The following is a 13,417-nucleotide window of genomic DNA, read 5'->3' on the forward strand; positions in this document are numbered from 1 at the left end:
CTCCATGCTTTTTGAGGTTGGCGAAACCGTCGTCTACCCCCACCACGGGGCAGCCACGATCATCGAGGTCAAGGACCGGATCATCAAGGGCGAGACGAAGAAATACCTGAAGCTCAACGTCACCCAGGGAGACCTCATCATCGAGGTCCCGGCTGACAACGTCGACCTGGTCGGCGTTCGCGACGTCATCGGCAAGGACGGTCTCGAGCGCGTGTTCGACGTCCTGCGCGCTCCCTTCACCGAAGAGCCGACCAACTGGTCGCGTCGGTACAAGGCCAACCTCGAGAAGCTCGCCTCGGGCGATGTCATCAAGGTGAGCGAAGTCGTTCGCGACCTGTGGCGTCGCGATCAGGACCGTGGCCTGTCCGCGGGTGAGAAGCGCATGCTCGCCAAGGCGCGTCAGATCCTCGTCTCCGAGATCGCGCTCGCGCTGAAGGCCGATGAGGACCACGCTTCGGGCGTCCTCGACGAGGTCCTCGCCTCCTGAGGCCGATCCGGCATCCGCTGCCGTGGGCATCATCCCCGTTCCGCGCGTCGCTATCGTCGTCGTCGCGGCCGGTTCCGGAACACGATTGTCGGCCGGGGCGCCGAAGGCTTTCGTCGGTATCGACGAGCATTCGATCCTGAGGCACGCCCTCGACGGCATTGCCCCGGCGCCGGCGGCGCAGGTCGTGATCGTCGTTCCCCGCGGACGTCAGGGCGACGCGCAGACCGAGGCCGAAGCGGCGTTCGGCGGGCGGTCCGATCTCGTGTCGGTCGTCGTCGGTGGCCAGACGCGGCAGCAGTCGGTCGCCGCGGGGCTCGCAGCGCTGTGGGCCGACGTCGAGACCGTCCTCGTCCATGACGCCGCTCGCGCCCTCACCCCGCCGGATGTCTTCGAACGGGTGATCGCCGAGGTCGAACGCACCGGCGCCGGGGTCGTCCCCGCCCGGCCGGTCGTCGATACGCTCAAACGCGTGACCGGCGCCGTGGTCGACGAAGCCGTCGATCGCGCTCCGCTCGTAGCGGCGCAGACTCCCCAGGGTTTCCCCCGCGCGCTCCTCGAGGCGGCGTACGCCGCGGCGACGGAGGAGTACACCGACGACGCCGCCCTGTTCGCGGCCGTCGGTCACCCCGTCCACACGGTGATGGGCGACGATCTGTCGTTCAAGATCACCACGCCCGCCGACCTCGATCGAGCGCGTCACCTGTTGCGGCCGGCGACTCCTGCGGCATCCGTGATCCCGCTCGTCGGTATCGGTACCGACGTCCACGCCTTCGGGGGGGACGGGGAATTGCGGCTGGCTGGGCTCGATTGGCCCGGCGAGGCCGGACTGCGCGGTCACTCCGACGGTGACGCCGTCGCCCACGCGATCGTCGACGCGGTGCTCGCGGCCGCGGGCCTCGGCGATATCGGCACCCACTTCGGCGTCGACCGTCCCGAGTACGCGGGTGCCTCGGGCGTCGTCTTCCTGCGGCGGGTGCGCGAGCTCGTGTCTGAGGCCGGGTTCGCGATCGGCAACGTCTCGGTTCAGGTGCAGGCCAACCGCCCGCGATTCGCGCCGCGCCGTGCCGAGGCCGAGGCGGTCTTGACAGATGCCCTCGGGGCGCCGGTTTCCGTCGCCGCGACGACGACCGACGGGCTCGGGTTCACCGGCACCGGCGAAGGCGTCTCAGCGACCGCCGTCGCCCTCGTTCACCGCATCCGCTGACGGGTCAGCCGACATCCGGCACGGGTCGGGCGCAGTTGCGCGGATGAAGCGCGGTTCGAGCTGCGCCTGATGCATCGAAGTGCGCCCGACGTCGACCGTGCTGCGGCTCAGCGAGCAGCGGACTCGGTCGCGGGATCGAGGTCGCGCGTCATGAACACCGACAGCGGATCGGGGGAGTAGTCGCCGAAGGGCGGGCAGCACGAGAACCCGGCGCTCTCGTAGAGTCCGCGTGCCGGGACGAAATCCGCGCCGGAGCCGGTCTCGAGCCAGAGCGAGCGGATGCCGACGTCCCGGGCTTCCCGCTCGAGGTGCTGCAGCATCGCGCGTCCGAGCCCGCGCCCGATGAAGGCCTCGGAGACGCGCATGGACTTGATCTCGGCGCAGTCGCTGCCGAAGACCTTGAGCGCTCCGACGGCGGCGATCTCGTCGCCCAGCCAAGCCGAGTACACCCGCACGGAGGGATGCTGCAGCGCCGTCAGGTCGAGTGCGTGCACGCTCTCGACGGGCGTGTTCGCGAGCATGCCGGCCAGATGTGCGGCCAGCAGCCCGCGCGTCGCGACGCCGGAGAGATCATCTCGGACGATGGTGAGCGATTCCGTCATGTCAGGCCTCCAGGGGTGTCGGGGCAGGGTTGCTACGAGAGCGCGAGGTCGCGGCGAGCAGCACCAGGCCCGCGGCGAGCACCGCCAGCCCAACGAGCGCGAGCGGAGCGAGACGTTCACCGAGCAGGATGACGCCGAGCAGACTTGCCGTCAGCGGTTCGGCGAGGGTGAGAGTCGCCGCGGTCGCGGCGCTCAGACCGCCGAGCCCCCAGGTGAACAGGGCGTAGGCGAGCGCGACGGTCGCGAGCCCGAGCCAGAGAGCCATCGTCCAGCCGCGGGCGTCGGTGAGCCAGCCCATGTCGGTGAAAGGGAGCATCGCGACGCCGCACGCCGCAGCTCCGGCTCCCATCGCGCCCGAGACGGTGAAGGCGTCCCAGCCGCCGGAGATCAGCCGCCGCTGCGCGTTGGCGATCACCGCGAACGAGGCGCCCGCCCCGAGTGACCCCAGCACGCCAAGACCGTCCGCCCCCGCCGAGCCGCCTCCCGCGACGGCGAGCAGGGCGACTCCGGCCGTGGCCAGGGCGGTCGCTGTCATCCACGACGTCGTCGGCCGCCGCCGCGTGAGGGCCCACTCGAGCAGTCCGGCCAGCACCGGCGCGGATCCGAGTGCGATGACCGTCCCTACGGCGACACCGTTGCGCGCCGTGCCGAGGAAGAACAACGGCTGGTAGAGGGCGAGGCAGAGCCCGGTCAGTGCCATGAGGGCGACGGCGCGCGAACTTGCGACCGGGCGGATGCCGTCGCGTGCGAAGCGTGCGCGCTGTCTTCGGGCCCCGACCGAAAGGCCGACGGCAGCGAGCGCCGTGCCGCCGACGATGAGCCGGGCGGCGCCGACCCCCAGCGGTGTGGTGCTCTCGGGGCCGAGAGCCTGTGCGGTGCCGGTCGTGCCGAACAGCACTGCCGCGGCAAGGACGGCGATCACGGGCAGCACCCTCCAGTTCTACCGCGTCTCGGAGCGCGCTCATGCCACGGCGGCGTGGCAGCCCGCCGGTAGGCTGGTGCAGTGACCGTTCGCCTCTACGACACCCGCGCGCAGGCGCTGCGCGATTTCGCGCCGCGCGACCCGTCGAACGTCACGGTCTACGTCTGCGGTCCGACGGTCCAGTCGGGGCCCCACATCGGCCATGTCCGGGCCGCTGTCGGGTTCGACATCCTGCGTCGCTGGCTCGAGTACCGTCACGGGCGGGTGACTTTCGTCCGCAACGTCACCGACATCGACGACAAGATCCTCGCCAATGCGACGGATGCCGAGCCCTGGTGGGCGCTCGCCTACCGGATCGAGCTCGAGTTCACTCGCGCTTATGCGGCGGTCGGCGTGCTCGCGCCGACGTACGAGCCGCGCGCCACGGCATCCGTTCCGCAGATGATCGAGCTCATCGAGACCCTCATCGAGCGCGGCCACGCCTACGCGGCGCCGGACGGATCGGGAGACGTGTACTTCGATGTGCGGTCGTGGCCCGATTACGGTTCGTTGACGCGCCAGTCGCTTGACGCGATGGAGGCCGCGGCGGACGCCGACCCCCGAGGCAAGCGCGATCCGCGCGACTTCGCCCTGTGGAAGGGCGCCAAGCCCGAAGAGCCGTCGGACGCCGCCTGGAGCTCCCCCTGGGGACTCGGCCGTCCCGGCTGGCACATCGAGTGCTCGGCGATGAGCCGGCGCTACCTCGGCGGCGAGTTCGACATCCACGGCGGCGGGCTCGACCTGCGCTTCCCGCACCACGAGAACGAGCTCGCGCAGTCCACCGCCGCGGGTGACGCCTTCGCGCGCTACTGGGTTCACAACGGCCTCGTCACGGTCGGCGATCAGAAGATGTCGAAGTCGCTCGGCAACTTCCTGCTCGCCGACGATGTGCTGCGTGAGCGCGACCCCCGCGTCGTGCGATACGCGCTCGGAGCCGCCCACTACCGCTCGAGCCTCGACCTGACCTCACAGAGTTTCGATGAGGCGGAGGCGGCGCTTGCCCGCATCCAGGCGTTCCTGCAGCGCGCCGCACGCCTGCTTCCCGACGCATCAGCGTCTCGCGACGTCGAACTTCCCGCCGCCTTCGCCTCGGCGATGGACGACGATCTCGCCGTCCCGCAGGCGCTCGCCGTTCTGCATGAGACGGTCCGGGCGGGCAACACCGCTCTCGACGCGGGCGATCGAGACGCAGTGGCGCATGCCGTCGCAGCCGTCTCGGGAATGCTCGCTGTGCTCGGACTCGACGCCGCCGGCGAGGCGCGCGGCGACGACGCCGAGACCATCGCTCTCGATGCGCTCGTGCGCACCATGATCGACCAGCGCGCCGAGGCGCGCGCCACCAAGGACTGGGCGACGGCCGACCGCATCCGCGACGCGATCGCGGCGGCCGGCATCGTCCTCGAAGACGGTCCCGAGGGGACCCATTGGAGTGTGAACCGTGGCTAAGCCAGGAAACCCGTCCGCCGGACGCGGCAAGAAGAAGGGCCCCACCAAGGGCACCGGCGGCAAGAACCGTCGCTCGCTCGAGGGGCGCGGCCCGACCCCCAAGGCCGAAGACCGCGCCTGGCACCCCGCCGGTAAGCGCAAGGCCGCCCAGGAGCGCTACGTCGCTGCCGGCGGCAAGCCGCAGCAGCGCCAAGGCAGCTCGAACCGCGCGCCCAAGTCGAAGTCGGGTGACGACACCGAGACGGTCACCGGCCGCAACAGCGTCCTCGAGGCGCTGCGCGCCAAGATCCCCGCCACCGCCTTCTACATCGCGCAGCGCGTCGAGATGGACGACCGCGTCAAGGAGATGCTGTCGATCGCCACGAACCGCGGCATCCCCGTGCTCGAGGTCACGCGGCAGGAACTCGACCGCATGGCCGGGTTCGACGGCGTGCACCAGGGCGTCGCGATCAAGGTGCCTCCGTACGAGTACGGCCACCCGCAGGATCTTCTCGAGCAGGTCATCGACTCGGGCGAGACACCGCTGCTCGTCGCGCTCGACGGCGTCACCGACCCCCGCAACCTCGGAGCGATCATGCGTTCGGCGGCCGCCTTCGGCAGCCAGGGCGTCATCGTGCCGCAGCGCCGCTCGGCGGGCGTCAACTCGGCCGCCTGGAAGACCAGCGCCGGCGCGGCCGCGCGCATCCCGGTCGTGATCGCACCGAACCTGACGACGACGCTCAAGGAGTTCAAGAAGCAGGGCGTCTTCGTACTCGGTCTCGATGGCGGGGGAGACGTCGCGCTGCCAGCGCTGCAGCTGGCCGACCGCCCGGTCGTCATCGTCGTGGGCTCGGAGGGCAAGGGGCTCTCGCGTCTCGTGACGGAGACGTGCGACCAGGTCGTCTCGATCCCCATCTCGTCGGCGACCGAGTCGCTCAACGCCGGTATCGCGGCGTCCGTCGCGCTCTACCAGGTCGCCACGATCCGCGCCGCCCAGGAGTGATCGCGGTGACGCCGGCTGTGACCGAGCGATGACCTTCCTGTAAATTCCGGGCGGTCCATCAGAGACGACCCCGCGGGATGACGATCCAGCGGGTAGTTTCGAACCGTGAGCGAGAACGACAACACCTCCGGCTCCCGCACGATCGTCGCGACCCACCCGCTGGCGCTCGCGCCGGTGAGCTCGCCTCCGGCCACGGTCGACGGTTTCGTGCGTGAGTTTTTGCTGAACCTCAACATGGAGCGCGGCGTCGCCCTGTCGGCGGCCACCGAGACCGACAAGTACATGGCGCTCGCGGCGACCGTCCGCGATTACCTCGTCGCGCGGTGGCTCGAAGATCAGCGACGTCAGCGCGAGGACCAGCGGAAGGCCGTCTGCTACCTGTCGGCGGAGTACCTGCTCGGGCGCCAGCTCGACAACAATCTGCTCGCGTCGGGGCTCACCGACATCGCCACCGAAGCACTGGCCGCGTGCGGCATCGACATCGACACGATGCGTGCCCACGAGGTCGAGCCGGGCCTCGGCAACGGCGGTCTCGGGCGGCTGGCCGCGTGCTTCGTCGACTCGCTGGCCACCCTCAGCGTGCCGAGTATCGGCTACGGCATCCGCTACGAATACGGCATCTTCCGGCAGGTGTTCCGGGGCGGCGAGCAGATCGAGAAGCCGGATGCCTGGCTCGCACTCGGCTCGCCGTGGGAGTTCCGTCACCCCGAAGCGGCGCAGACCGTGTCGTTCGCGGGTCACACCGAGACCTACGACGATGACGGCGTCATCCGCAGCCGGTGGGTGCCGGCCTGGAGCGTCCGTGCCGTGCCCTACAACTACATGGTCCCCGGCTACCAGAACGGTCGGGTGAACACCCTCCGCCTCTGGAGCGCCGAGGCGACGAAGGCCTTCGACCTGCGCACCTTCAACAGCGGCGACTACGTCGAGGCGGTGCGCGCGCAGACCTTCGCCGAGAACATCTCGAAGGTCCTCTACCCCGAGGACTCCACTCCGCAGGGCAAGGAGCTGCGCCTGCAGCAGCAGTACTTCTTCGTCGCGGCATCCATCGCCGACTACATGACGAAGGTGCTGCCGGAGGACTTCGATCTCGAGGATCTGCCCGACCGCGTCATCTTCCAGCTCAACGACACCCACCCCGTCATCGCCGTCCCCGAGATGATGCGCGTGCTGGTCGACGAGCGGAAGCTCGACTGGGATGCCGCGTGGGCGATCACCCAGAAGTGCTTCGCCTACACCTGCCACACCCTGCTGCCGGAGGCGCTCGAGGTCTGGTCGGTCGATCTGCTCGGTCGCCTGCTGCCGCGGCATCTCGAGATCATCTACCGCATCAACGACGAGTTCCTGCTGCGCGTGCGCGAGCGGTTCGGCGACGACGAGCAGCGTCTGCGCGACATGTCGATCGTCTCCGAGCACCGGGCGGTGCGCATGGCCTACCTCGCGACGGTCGCCGGGGCGAAGGTGAACGGCGTCGCCGAGCTGCACTCGCAGCTGCTGCGCGAGAAGGTGCTGCATCAGTTCGACGAGATGATGCCCGAGAAGTTCACGAACGTCACGAACGGCGTCACGCCGCGCCGGTTCATGCGGCTGGCGAACCCGAAGCTCTCCGAGCTCATCACGGCCGCGCTCGGCACGGGCTGGCTCACCGACCTCGAGCGGTTGCGTGAACTCGAGTCGTACGCGGAGGACCCGGACTTCCGCGCTGCCTTCGCCGACGTGAAGGCCGCGAACAAGCGGCGCCTCAACGACGTTCTGATGAAGCGCGACGGCTTCGAGATCGCCGACGACCATCTGCTGGACGTCATGGTCAAGCGGCTGCACGAGTACAAGCGTCAGACGCTGAAGCTGCTGCACATCGTCACCCTCTACGAGCGTGTCGTGTCGGGCCGAGTGGCGGTATCCGACCTGCAGCCGCGCACCTTCATCTTCGGCGCGAAGGCGGCTCCCGGCTACGCGATGGCCAAGCGTGTGATCCATCTCATCAACGCGGTTGGCGCAGTCGTCAACAACGACCCGCGCCTCGAGGGGCGCCTCAAGGTCGTCTTCCCGCCGAACTACAACGTCACCCTTGCCGAGCGGGTCATCCCCGCCGCCGACCTGTCGGAGCAGATCTCGCTGGCCGGCAAGGAGGCTTCGGGCACGGGCAACATGAAGTTCGCCCTGAACGGCGCGCTCACCATCGGCACCGATGACGGCGCGAACGTGGAGATCCGTGAGCTCGTCGGTGACGACAACTTCTTCCTGTTCGGCATGAGCGAGCCCGAGGTCGAGGAACTCTGGGCCGCCGGCTACCGGCCGGGAGAGTTCGCCCAGGCTGACGACGAGCTGCGCCGTGCCCTGGACCTGATCGGGTCGGGCGCGTTCTCGGAGGGCGACCGCTCGACCTTCGAGCCCGTCGTGTCGAACCTGCTCTACGACGACCGGTTCATGGTGCTGGCCGACTACACGTCGTACATCGCGGCGCAGGAGCGGGTGGATGCCGCCTACGCCGACCGCGATGCCTGGACCCGTTCGGCCATCCTGAACGTCGCCCGCACGGGTTTCTTCTCGTCGGACCGCTCCATCCGCGACTACATCGACCGTATCTGGCACACCCAGCCCGCTCGCTGACTCGCCACACGCGCGGACCGCGGTCTGCGCTCGACACCCAACGGAGGTAACAGTCATGGCACGCATCGCTGTCATCGGAGGCACCGGCTACGCCGGCAGCCACATCGTCGAGGAAGCCGTGTCGCGCGGCCACACCGTGGTCTCGGTCGCCCGCAAGGTTCCCGCTGAGCGCGTCGAGGGTGCGACCTACCTCGAAGGCACCCTGCTCGACGTGCCGGCGCTCGTCGGTCAGCTCGAGGGCGTCGATGTCGTGGTCTCCGCCGTCGCGCCGCGCGGCGACATGCAGGGCCAGGTGCGCCCGAACACGGCGCTGCTGGTCGAGAGTCTTCCCAAGAACGTGCGCGTCGGCGTGGTCGGCGGCGCGGGTGGCAGCCTCGTCGCGCCGGGCGGTCCGCGCCTGATCGACAGCGGCTTCCCCGAGGAGTTCAAGGACGAGGCGCTCGAGGCGATCGGCATCCTCGAAGACCTGCAGGCCGACGAGAGCGGTCGCGACTGGTTCTTCATCCACCCTGCGGGCGGCTTCGGCTCATTCAACCCGGGCGAGCGCACCGGACACTATCGCGACGGTGGAGACGTGCTCGTGACCGACGAGAACGGCGACTCGTTCATCTCGGGCGCCGACTTCGCCATCGCGGTCGTCGACGAGATCGAGAACCCGAAGCACGTCCGCGAGCGCTTCACTGTCGGCTACTGACCGGCCGCACCCCCTCGGAGCGCGGGCGACCTGGCGCTCAGACCAGGTCGCGCCAGTCGACCTCCGCCTCGTCGTCGTCGACCGGGACGGAGTCGGTGACGATCGGCACCGACATCGTCTCGGTCGGCGGCCCCATGACGGTCGCCTCGTCGCGCCGGTGACGGAGCACGTTCTCGACGTACGACGACAGCACCTCCGCGAGGGGAACGGACCGTCCCTCGGTCTGCGAGAGGTACCAGCGGTGCTCGAGCACCTGATGGAAGAGCTCCGCCGGTTCGAGCTTGGCGCGCAGGTCCCACGGCACCGAGAGGACGACGGGCTCGAACACGCGGGTGAGCCACTCGTGCGCGACCATCTCCTCGTTCGACCCGAGGCGTGACACACGCGCGCTGAACTCATCGAGGTCGTTGAGCAGACGGCGGGCCTGGTTCTCCTCGACATCCAGTCCCGTCAGGCGGAGCAGGCGACGCTGGTGGTGGCCGGCGTCGACGACCTTCGGTTGGATCGATACGCGTGTGCCGTCGGCGGCCGCGTCGATCGACATCTCGCCGATGTCGAACCCGAGCGAGTTGAGCTTCTGGACGCGCTCGGTGATGCGCCACGACTCGTTCGCCGAGAACGTCTCCTGGTCGGTGAGGGCCGCCCACAGCGAGTGATACGACGACATGATGCCGTCGGCGATCGCGATGGCGTCCACACCGCCTTCGAGGCGGCCACCGGCTTCGAGGTCCATGATCTCGCCGGCGATGTTCGTGCGTGCGATGTCGAGGTCGTGCATCCGCTGACCGCGCGTGAGGCCCCGCTCATGCAGCTCGCCGGTCTCGGCGTCGACCAGGTACGCGGCGAACGCGCCGGCGTCGCGGCGGAAGAGCGTGTTCGACAGGGAGACGTCGCCCCAGAAGAAGCCGACGTTGTGCAGGCGCACGAGGAGCACGGCGAGGGCGTCGACGAGACGGGTCGCCGTGTCGGGACGCAGCACCTGGGTGAAGAGGGCGCGGTAGGGGAGGGAGAACTTCAGGTGGGCCGTGACGAGGGCAGCGGGCAGTTCCTCGCCGTTCTCGTCGCGACGTCCGTCGATGACTGCGACGCGCTCGACGCAGGGCACGTCGAGGCGCTGCAGCGAGCCGAGCATCTCGTACTCGCGCCGAGCCATCGTCGCCGTCGTCTCCTTGATCGCCACGACGCGTCCGGACAGGTTCGCGAAGCGCACGAGGTGACGCGAGATGCCCTTGGGAAGGTAGACGATGTCGGGCGTCGACCAATCGGCGAGGGTCGTCGACCAGGGGAGGGCGAGCAGACCCGGGTCGACGCTGCTGGCGGTGATCGAGAGCGAGGCGGTCACGGATTCTCCGATCGGATGTGAGGCGCAAAGACTGCGGCGCGGGCGACCAGAGGCCACCCGCGCCGCAGCGTACGAAGATACCGGATCAGGCCGAAGCGATGGCCTTGTCGGTGAGGCGCTCGCCGGTCTCGCCGTCGAACACGTGGACGTGTCCGGTGACGGGGGCGAGGACGACCCGGTCGCCCGCGTTCGGGTGACGGCGGCCGTCGACGCGCGCGACGATGTCGGTGCGCTTGCCGTTGATGTCGGTGTGGCCGTAGAGGTAGCCGTCAGCACCGAGCTCCTCGACCAGGTCGACGTCGACGGTCAGGCCCTGGCCGTCCTCGGGGTTGACGATGATGTCCTCGGGGCGGATGCCGATCGTGACCGTCGAGCCGTGCGCCTTGCCGAGCGTGTCGGCCTCGACCGCGGCGACCTTGGTGCCGAACTGCACGCCGCCCTCGGCGAGCGACGCCGTGAACAGGTTCATGGCGGGCGAGCCGATGAAGCCGGCGACGAAGACGTTGTTCGGCTTCTCGTACAGGTCGCGCGGCGTGCCGACCTGCTGCAGGATGCCGTCCTTGAGGACCGCGATGCGGTCACCCATGGTGAGGGCCTCGGTCTGGTCGTGCGTGACGTAGACCGTGGTGACGCCGAGGCTGCGCTGCAGCGAAGCGATCTGGGTGCGCGTCTGGACGCGGAGCTTGGCGTCGAGGTTCGACAGCGGCTCGTCCATGAGGAACACCTGGGGCTTGCGGACGATGGCGCGGCCCATCGCGACACGCTGACGCTGACCACCCGAGAGGGCCTTCGGCTTGCGGGTCAGGTACTCCTCGAGGTCGAGGAGCTTGGCGGCCTCGAGCACGCGCTGCGCGCGCTCTTCCTTGCCGACGCCGGCGATCTTGAGCGCGAAGCCCATGTTCTCGGCGACCGTCATGTGCGGGTAGAGCGCGTAGTTCTGGAAGACCATCGCGATGTCGCGGTCCTTCGGGGGAACGTCGGTGACGTCGCGCTCACCGATGCGGATGCTGCCCGAGTTGACCTCTTCGAGGCCGGCGAGCATGCGCAGCGAGGTGGACTTTCCGCAACCGGAGGGGCCGACCAGAACGAGGAACTCGCCGTCGCCCACTTCGAGGTTGAGCTTGTCGACCGCGGGGCGCGTGCCACCGGGGTACAGACGGGTTGCGTTGTCGAAAGTGACAGTCGCCATCGTTTCTTCTCCTTCACCGGCAGGTACGTGCCGGACGATCCGTTGTGAATGGAACGGGGTCGCCCCCGTACGCCCCTCATCGGGCGCGCTCTCAGTATGGCACGGGCGCGGGCGTGCGGGAGACAACGCATTCCGGGTGGTGCTCTGGGCTTTCCCAGGCTGGCTGATTACCATCGAGTGACCCGTGAGGCCCGCCGCGAGTCGCCCCGCGCGGCCTCATCCTTACTTCTGTTCCCCGAGGTTCCATGTCTTCTGACGACACTCCTGACGCTCCCGAATCGCCGGCAGTCATCGACCGTCGCGAGGCGGTGCGCGAGAAGGCGCTGCAGGTTCACACCCGGCAGTCGCGTGCGCGCATCGCGCGTCGCTCGGGTCTCGGGGTGCTCGCTGTCGGAGTCGTGGCAGCCGCAGCGGTGGCCGTCACCATGACCGTCTCGAGCGCCGGCAGCAAGCCGCAGCTCGAGCCCGCCACCGCGTCGGGCGACGGTTTCGTCGTCGCCGACGTCGTCAACACCTCGGTCTCCACCGACATCGCCGCCGAGACCGACGCGTCCGCGCCTGCCGAGCCCGCCCCGGATGCCGCGGCCGCGACTCCCGCCGAGGGCCTTCCTACTCCGACCTCCACGACGGCACCGCCCGTCGAGATCCGGGTCTACGTCGACTATCTCTCCGCCGGCGCGCGCGAGTGGCAGGTCGCCAATGCGCAGCAGCTGACCTCGTGGGTCGACGACGGTGCGGTCACGCTCAGCTACTACCCGGTCGCGATGCTGACGGCGAAGTCGAACGGGACGAAGTACTCGCTCCGTGCGGCCAGCGCTGCAGCGTGCGTTGCGACGAACGCGCCCGACGCCTTCTTCGCGTTCAACAACGAACTGCTGACGCGTCAGCCCGAGGTCGACTCCGACGGCTACTCCGACAGCGAGCTCGCCAACATGGCGCAGGCTTCCGGCGTCGACTCGACCCGCGTCGTCCGCGACTGCATCGAGTCGGGCTCGTACGCCGCATGGGCGAAGTCGGCGACCGAGCGCGCCGTCGCCGGCATCCCCGACACGAATGGGCTGGCGCTGACCGGAACACCGATGGTGCTCGTCAACGGCAAGCAGTACATCGGCGACCTGAGCGACCCGGCCGAGTTCTCGCAGTTCGTGCTGACGACCGCGAGCGACGCGTACTACAAGTCCGCGCCCACCCCGACTCCGACGCCGACCGAGGCGCCCGCGTCCTGACGGGCCGCCTGCGAGGCTCGCGGGAGTTTCGGCGCCGCTCGCGTCCGTCGCTAGACTGGACGCCTTGCCGACTTGGCGCAATTGGTAGCGCACCGTACTTGTAATACGGGGGTTACGGGTTCGAGTCCCGTAGTCGGCTCAGTAAGGTCAGCTCAGCTCGTGGGGATCCGTCCCATCACGTCGCGTGCGAGTTCCGCGGCGGTCGTCTTGGTGACGAGCGTGCCGTCGACGATCACCCATACTCCGTCGCTCAATGCATATGCCAGGACACTCCCGATGCCGTCTTCGACATCGCGGTGGAAGACATCGACACGCGAGAAGCTCTCGTAGGTGTACTCGTTCGAGGCCGTGAGCGCGGTCCGCAGCTCCTGCTCTACCTGAGGCTCGAGAAGGGCGACTTCCACGTTCACGACTCCGTCCGACATCGGAACACCCCAGCCGCAGCTCGTCGTTTCGCGAGCGCCCTCATATGCGGCGCGAGCCAGCGGGCCGGGCAGAGCTTCGGCGCTCCACGCGATGGTGGAGAGAGGGCCGATTCGGGCGTCATCGTTAGCCGCTGCACGCACCTGCTCGGTGGTCAGCATCTCAGCGCACGACGGTACGGAGACGACCCTGGGCGTCGGCGCCGCCGTTGGCGTCGACGGCGCGGGTTCAGCCGTCTGCTGCGGAGCTTG

General features: G+C 69.1%; 12 protein-coding genes and 1 tRNA gene. 8 read left to right on the plus strand and 5 right to left on the minus strand.

Annotation, left to right across the window (positions count from 1 at the left end; translation table 11 throughout):
• The first annotated feature begins 4 nt into the window (after positions 1-4).
• Positions 5-487, plus strand: coding sequence for a CarD family transcriptional regulator (locus ABIC53_RS02765; RefSeq protein WP_023954865.1), 483 nt, complete (start codon positions 5-7; stop codon positions 485-487).
• 22 nt (positions 488-509) lie between these two features.
• Positions 510-1,691: a 2-C-methyl-D-erythritol 4-phosphate cytidylyltransferase gene (gene ispD, locus ABIC53_RS02770; RefSeq protein ID WP_282501225.1), complete on the plus strand. Its 1,182-nt coding sequence runs from the start codon at positions 510-512 to the stop codon at positions 1,689-1,691.
• A gap of 107 nt (positions 1,692-1,798) precedes the next feature.
• Here the strand turns inward: ispD and ABIC53_RS02775 are convergent, their stop codons facing one another.
• Both ABIC53_RS02775 and ABIC53_RS02780 read right to left on the minus strand, forming a co-directional pair.
• Positions 1,799-2,293, minus strand: a complete 495-nt coding sequence (locus ABIC53_RS02775) for a GNAT family N-acetyltransferase (RefSeq protein WP_323986056.1) — start codon at positions 2,291-2,293, stop codon at positions 1,799-1,801.
• Position 2,294: 1 nt separating this feature from the next.
• Positions 2,295-3,215 carry a DMT family transporter gene (locus ABIC53_RS02780; RefSeq protein ID WP_323986055.1) on the minus strand — a complete coding sequence of 307 codons (921 nt, stop codon included), beginning with the start codon at positions 3,213-3,215 and terminating at the stop codon, positions 2,295-2,297.
• Between the two features lie 81 nt (positions 3,216-3,296).
• Between ABIC53_RS02780 and cysS the strand changes: the two genes are divergently transcribed.
• From cysS to ABIC53_RS02800, 4 genes are all read left to right on the plus strand, one after another.
• Positions 3,297-4,700 (plus strand): cysteine--tRNA ligase, encoded by a 1,404-nt coding sequence (cysS, locus tag ABIC53_RS02785; protein ID WP_282501221.1) that lies wholly within the window; start codon positions 3,297-3,299, stop codon positions 4,698-4,700.
• Positions 4,693-5,682, plus strand: a complete 990-nt coding sequence (gene rlmB / locus ABIC53_RS02790) for a 23S rRNA (guanosine(2251)-2'-O)-methyltransferase RlmB (RefSeq protein ID WP_274178664.1) — start codon at positions 4,693-4,695, stop codon at positions 5,680-5,682. The genes cysS and rlmB overlap by 8 nt, the downstream gene beginning before the upstream one ends.
• 141 nt (positions 5,683-5,823) lie before the next feature.
• Entirely contained in the window at positions 5,824-8,292 is a 2,469-nt protein-coding gene (locus tag ABIC53_RS02795; RefSeq protein ID WP_439117199.1) for a glycogen/starch/alpha-glucan phosphorylase, read from the plus strand.
• 55 nt (positions 8,293-8,347) lie between these two features.
• The gene (locus tag ABIC53_RS02800; protein WP_282501220.1) at positions 8,348-8,986 is read left to right on the plus strand and encodes an NAD(P)-dependent oxidoreductase; all 639 of its coding nucleotides are present in this window, start codon (positions 8,348-8,350) and stop codon (positions 8,984-8,986) included.
• 37 nt (positions 8,987-9,023) lie between these two features.
• Here the strand turns inward: ABIC53_RS02800 and ABIC53_RS02805 are convergent, their stop codons facing one another.
• Entirely contained in the window at positions 9,024-10,328 is a 1,305-nt protein-coding gene (locus ABIC53_RS02805) for a DUF4032 domain-containing protein (protein ID WP_112617117.1), read from the minus strand.
• Positions 10,329-10,413: 85 nt separating this feature from the next.
• Positions 10,414-11,517, minus strand: coding sequence for an ABC transporter ATP-binding protein (locus tag ABIC53_RS02810; protein WP_274178662.1), 1,104 nt, complete (start codon positions 11,515-11,517; stop codon positions 10,414-10,416).
• A 245-nt stretch (positions 11,518-11,762) separates the two neighbouring features.
• On the opposite strand from ABIC53_RS02810, the gene ABIC53_RS02815 reads away from it, so the two are divergent.
• Both ABIC53_RS02815 and ABIC53_RS02820 read left to right on the plus strand, forming a co-directional pair.
• The gene (locus ABIC53_RS02815) at positions 11,763-12,743 is read left to right on the plus strand and encodes a DsbA family protein (protein WP_274178661.1); all 981 of its coding nucleotides are present in this window, start codon (positions 11,763-11,765) and stop codon (positions 12,741-12,743) included.
• Between the two features lie 66 nt (positions 12,744-12,809).
• Positions 12,810-12,882: transfer RNA gene (locus ABIC53_RS02820), tRNA-Thr, on the plus strand.
• A gap of 13 nt (positions 12,883-12,895) precedes the next feature.
• On the opposite strand, the gene ABIC53_RS02825 is transcribed toward ABIC53_RS02820, so the two are convergent.
• Positions 12,896-13,327 carry a hypothetical protein gene (locus ABIC53_RS02825; protein ID WP_274178660.1) on the minus strand — a complete coding sequence of 144 codons (432 nt, stop codon included), beginning with the start codon at positions 13,325-13,327 and terminating at the stop codon, positions 12,896-12,898.
• Positions 13,328-13,417 lie beyond the last annotated feature (90 nt).

Source organism: Microbacterium sp. 1262, assembly GCF_040544895.1.
GTDB classification, from domain to species: domain Bacteria; phylum Actinomycetota; class Actinomycetes; order Actinomycetales; family Microbacteriaceae; genus Microbacterium; species Microbacterium plantarum.

What these genes read in the sequence shown, in the direction of transcription:
- ABIC53_RS02765 (WP_023954865.1), top strand. Translation starts at nt 5, where the DNA reads ATGCTTTTTGAGGTTGGCGAAACCGTCGTCTACCCCCACCACGGGGCA.
- ABIC53_RS02775 (WP_323986056.1), bottom strand. Translation starts at nt 2,293, where the DNA reads ATGACGGAATCGCTCACCATCGTCCGAGATGATCTCTCCGGCGTCGCG.
- ABIC53_RS02800 (WP_282501220.1), top strand. Translation starts at nt 8,348, where the DNA reads ATGGCACGCATCGCTGTCATCGGAGGCACCGGCTACGCCGGCAGCCAC.
- ABIC53_RS02810 (WP_274178662.1), bottom strand. Translation starts at nt 11,517, where the DNA reads ATGGCGACTGTCACTTTCGACAACGCAACCCGTCTGTACCCCGGTGGC.
- ABIC53_RS02815 (WP_274178661.1), top strand. Translation starts at nt 11,763, where the DNA reads ATGTCTTCTGACGACACTCCTGACGCTCCCGAATCGCCGGCAGTCATC.
- ABIC53_RS02825 (WP_274178660.1), bottom strand. Translation starts at nt 13,327, where the DNA reads ATGCTGACCACCGAGCAGGTGCGTGCAGCGGCTAACGATGACGCCCGA.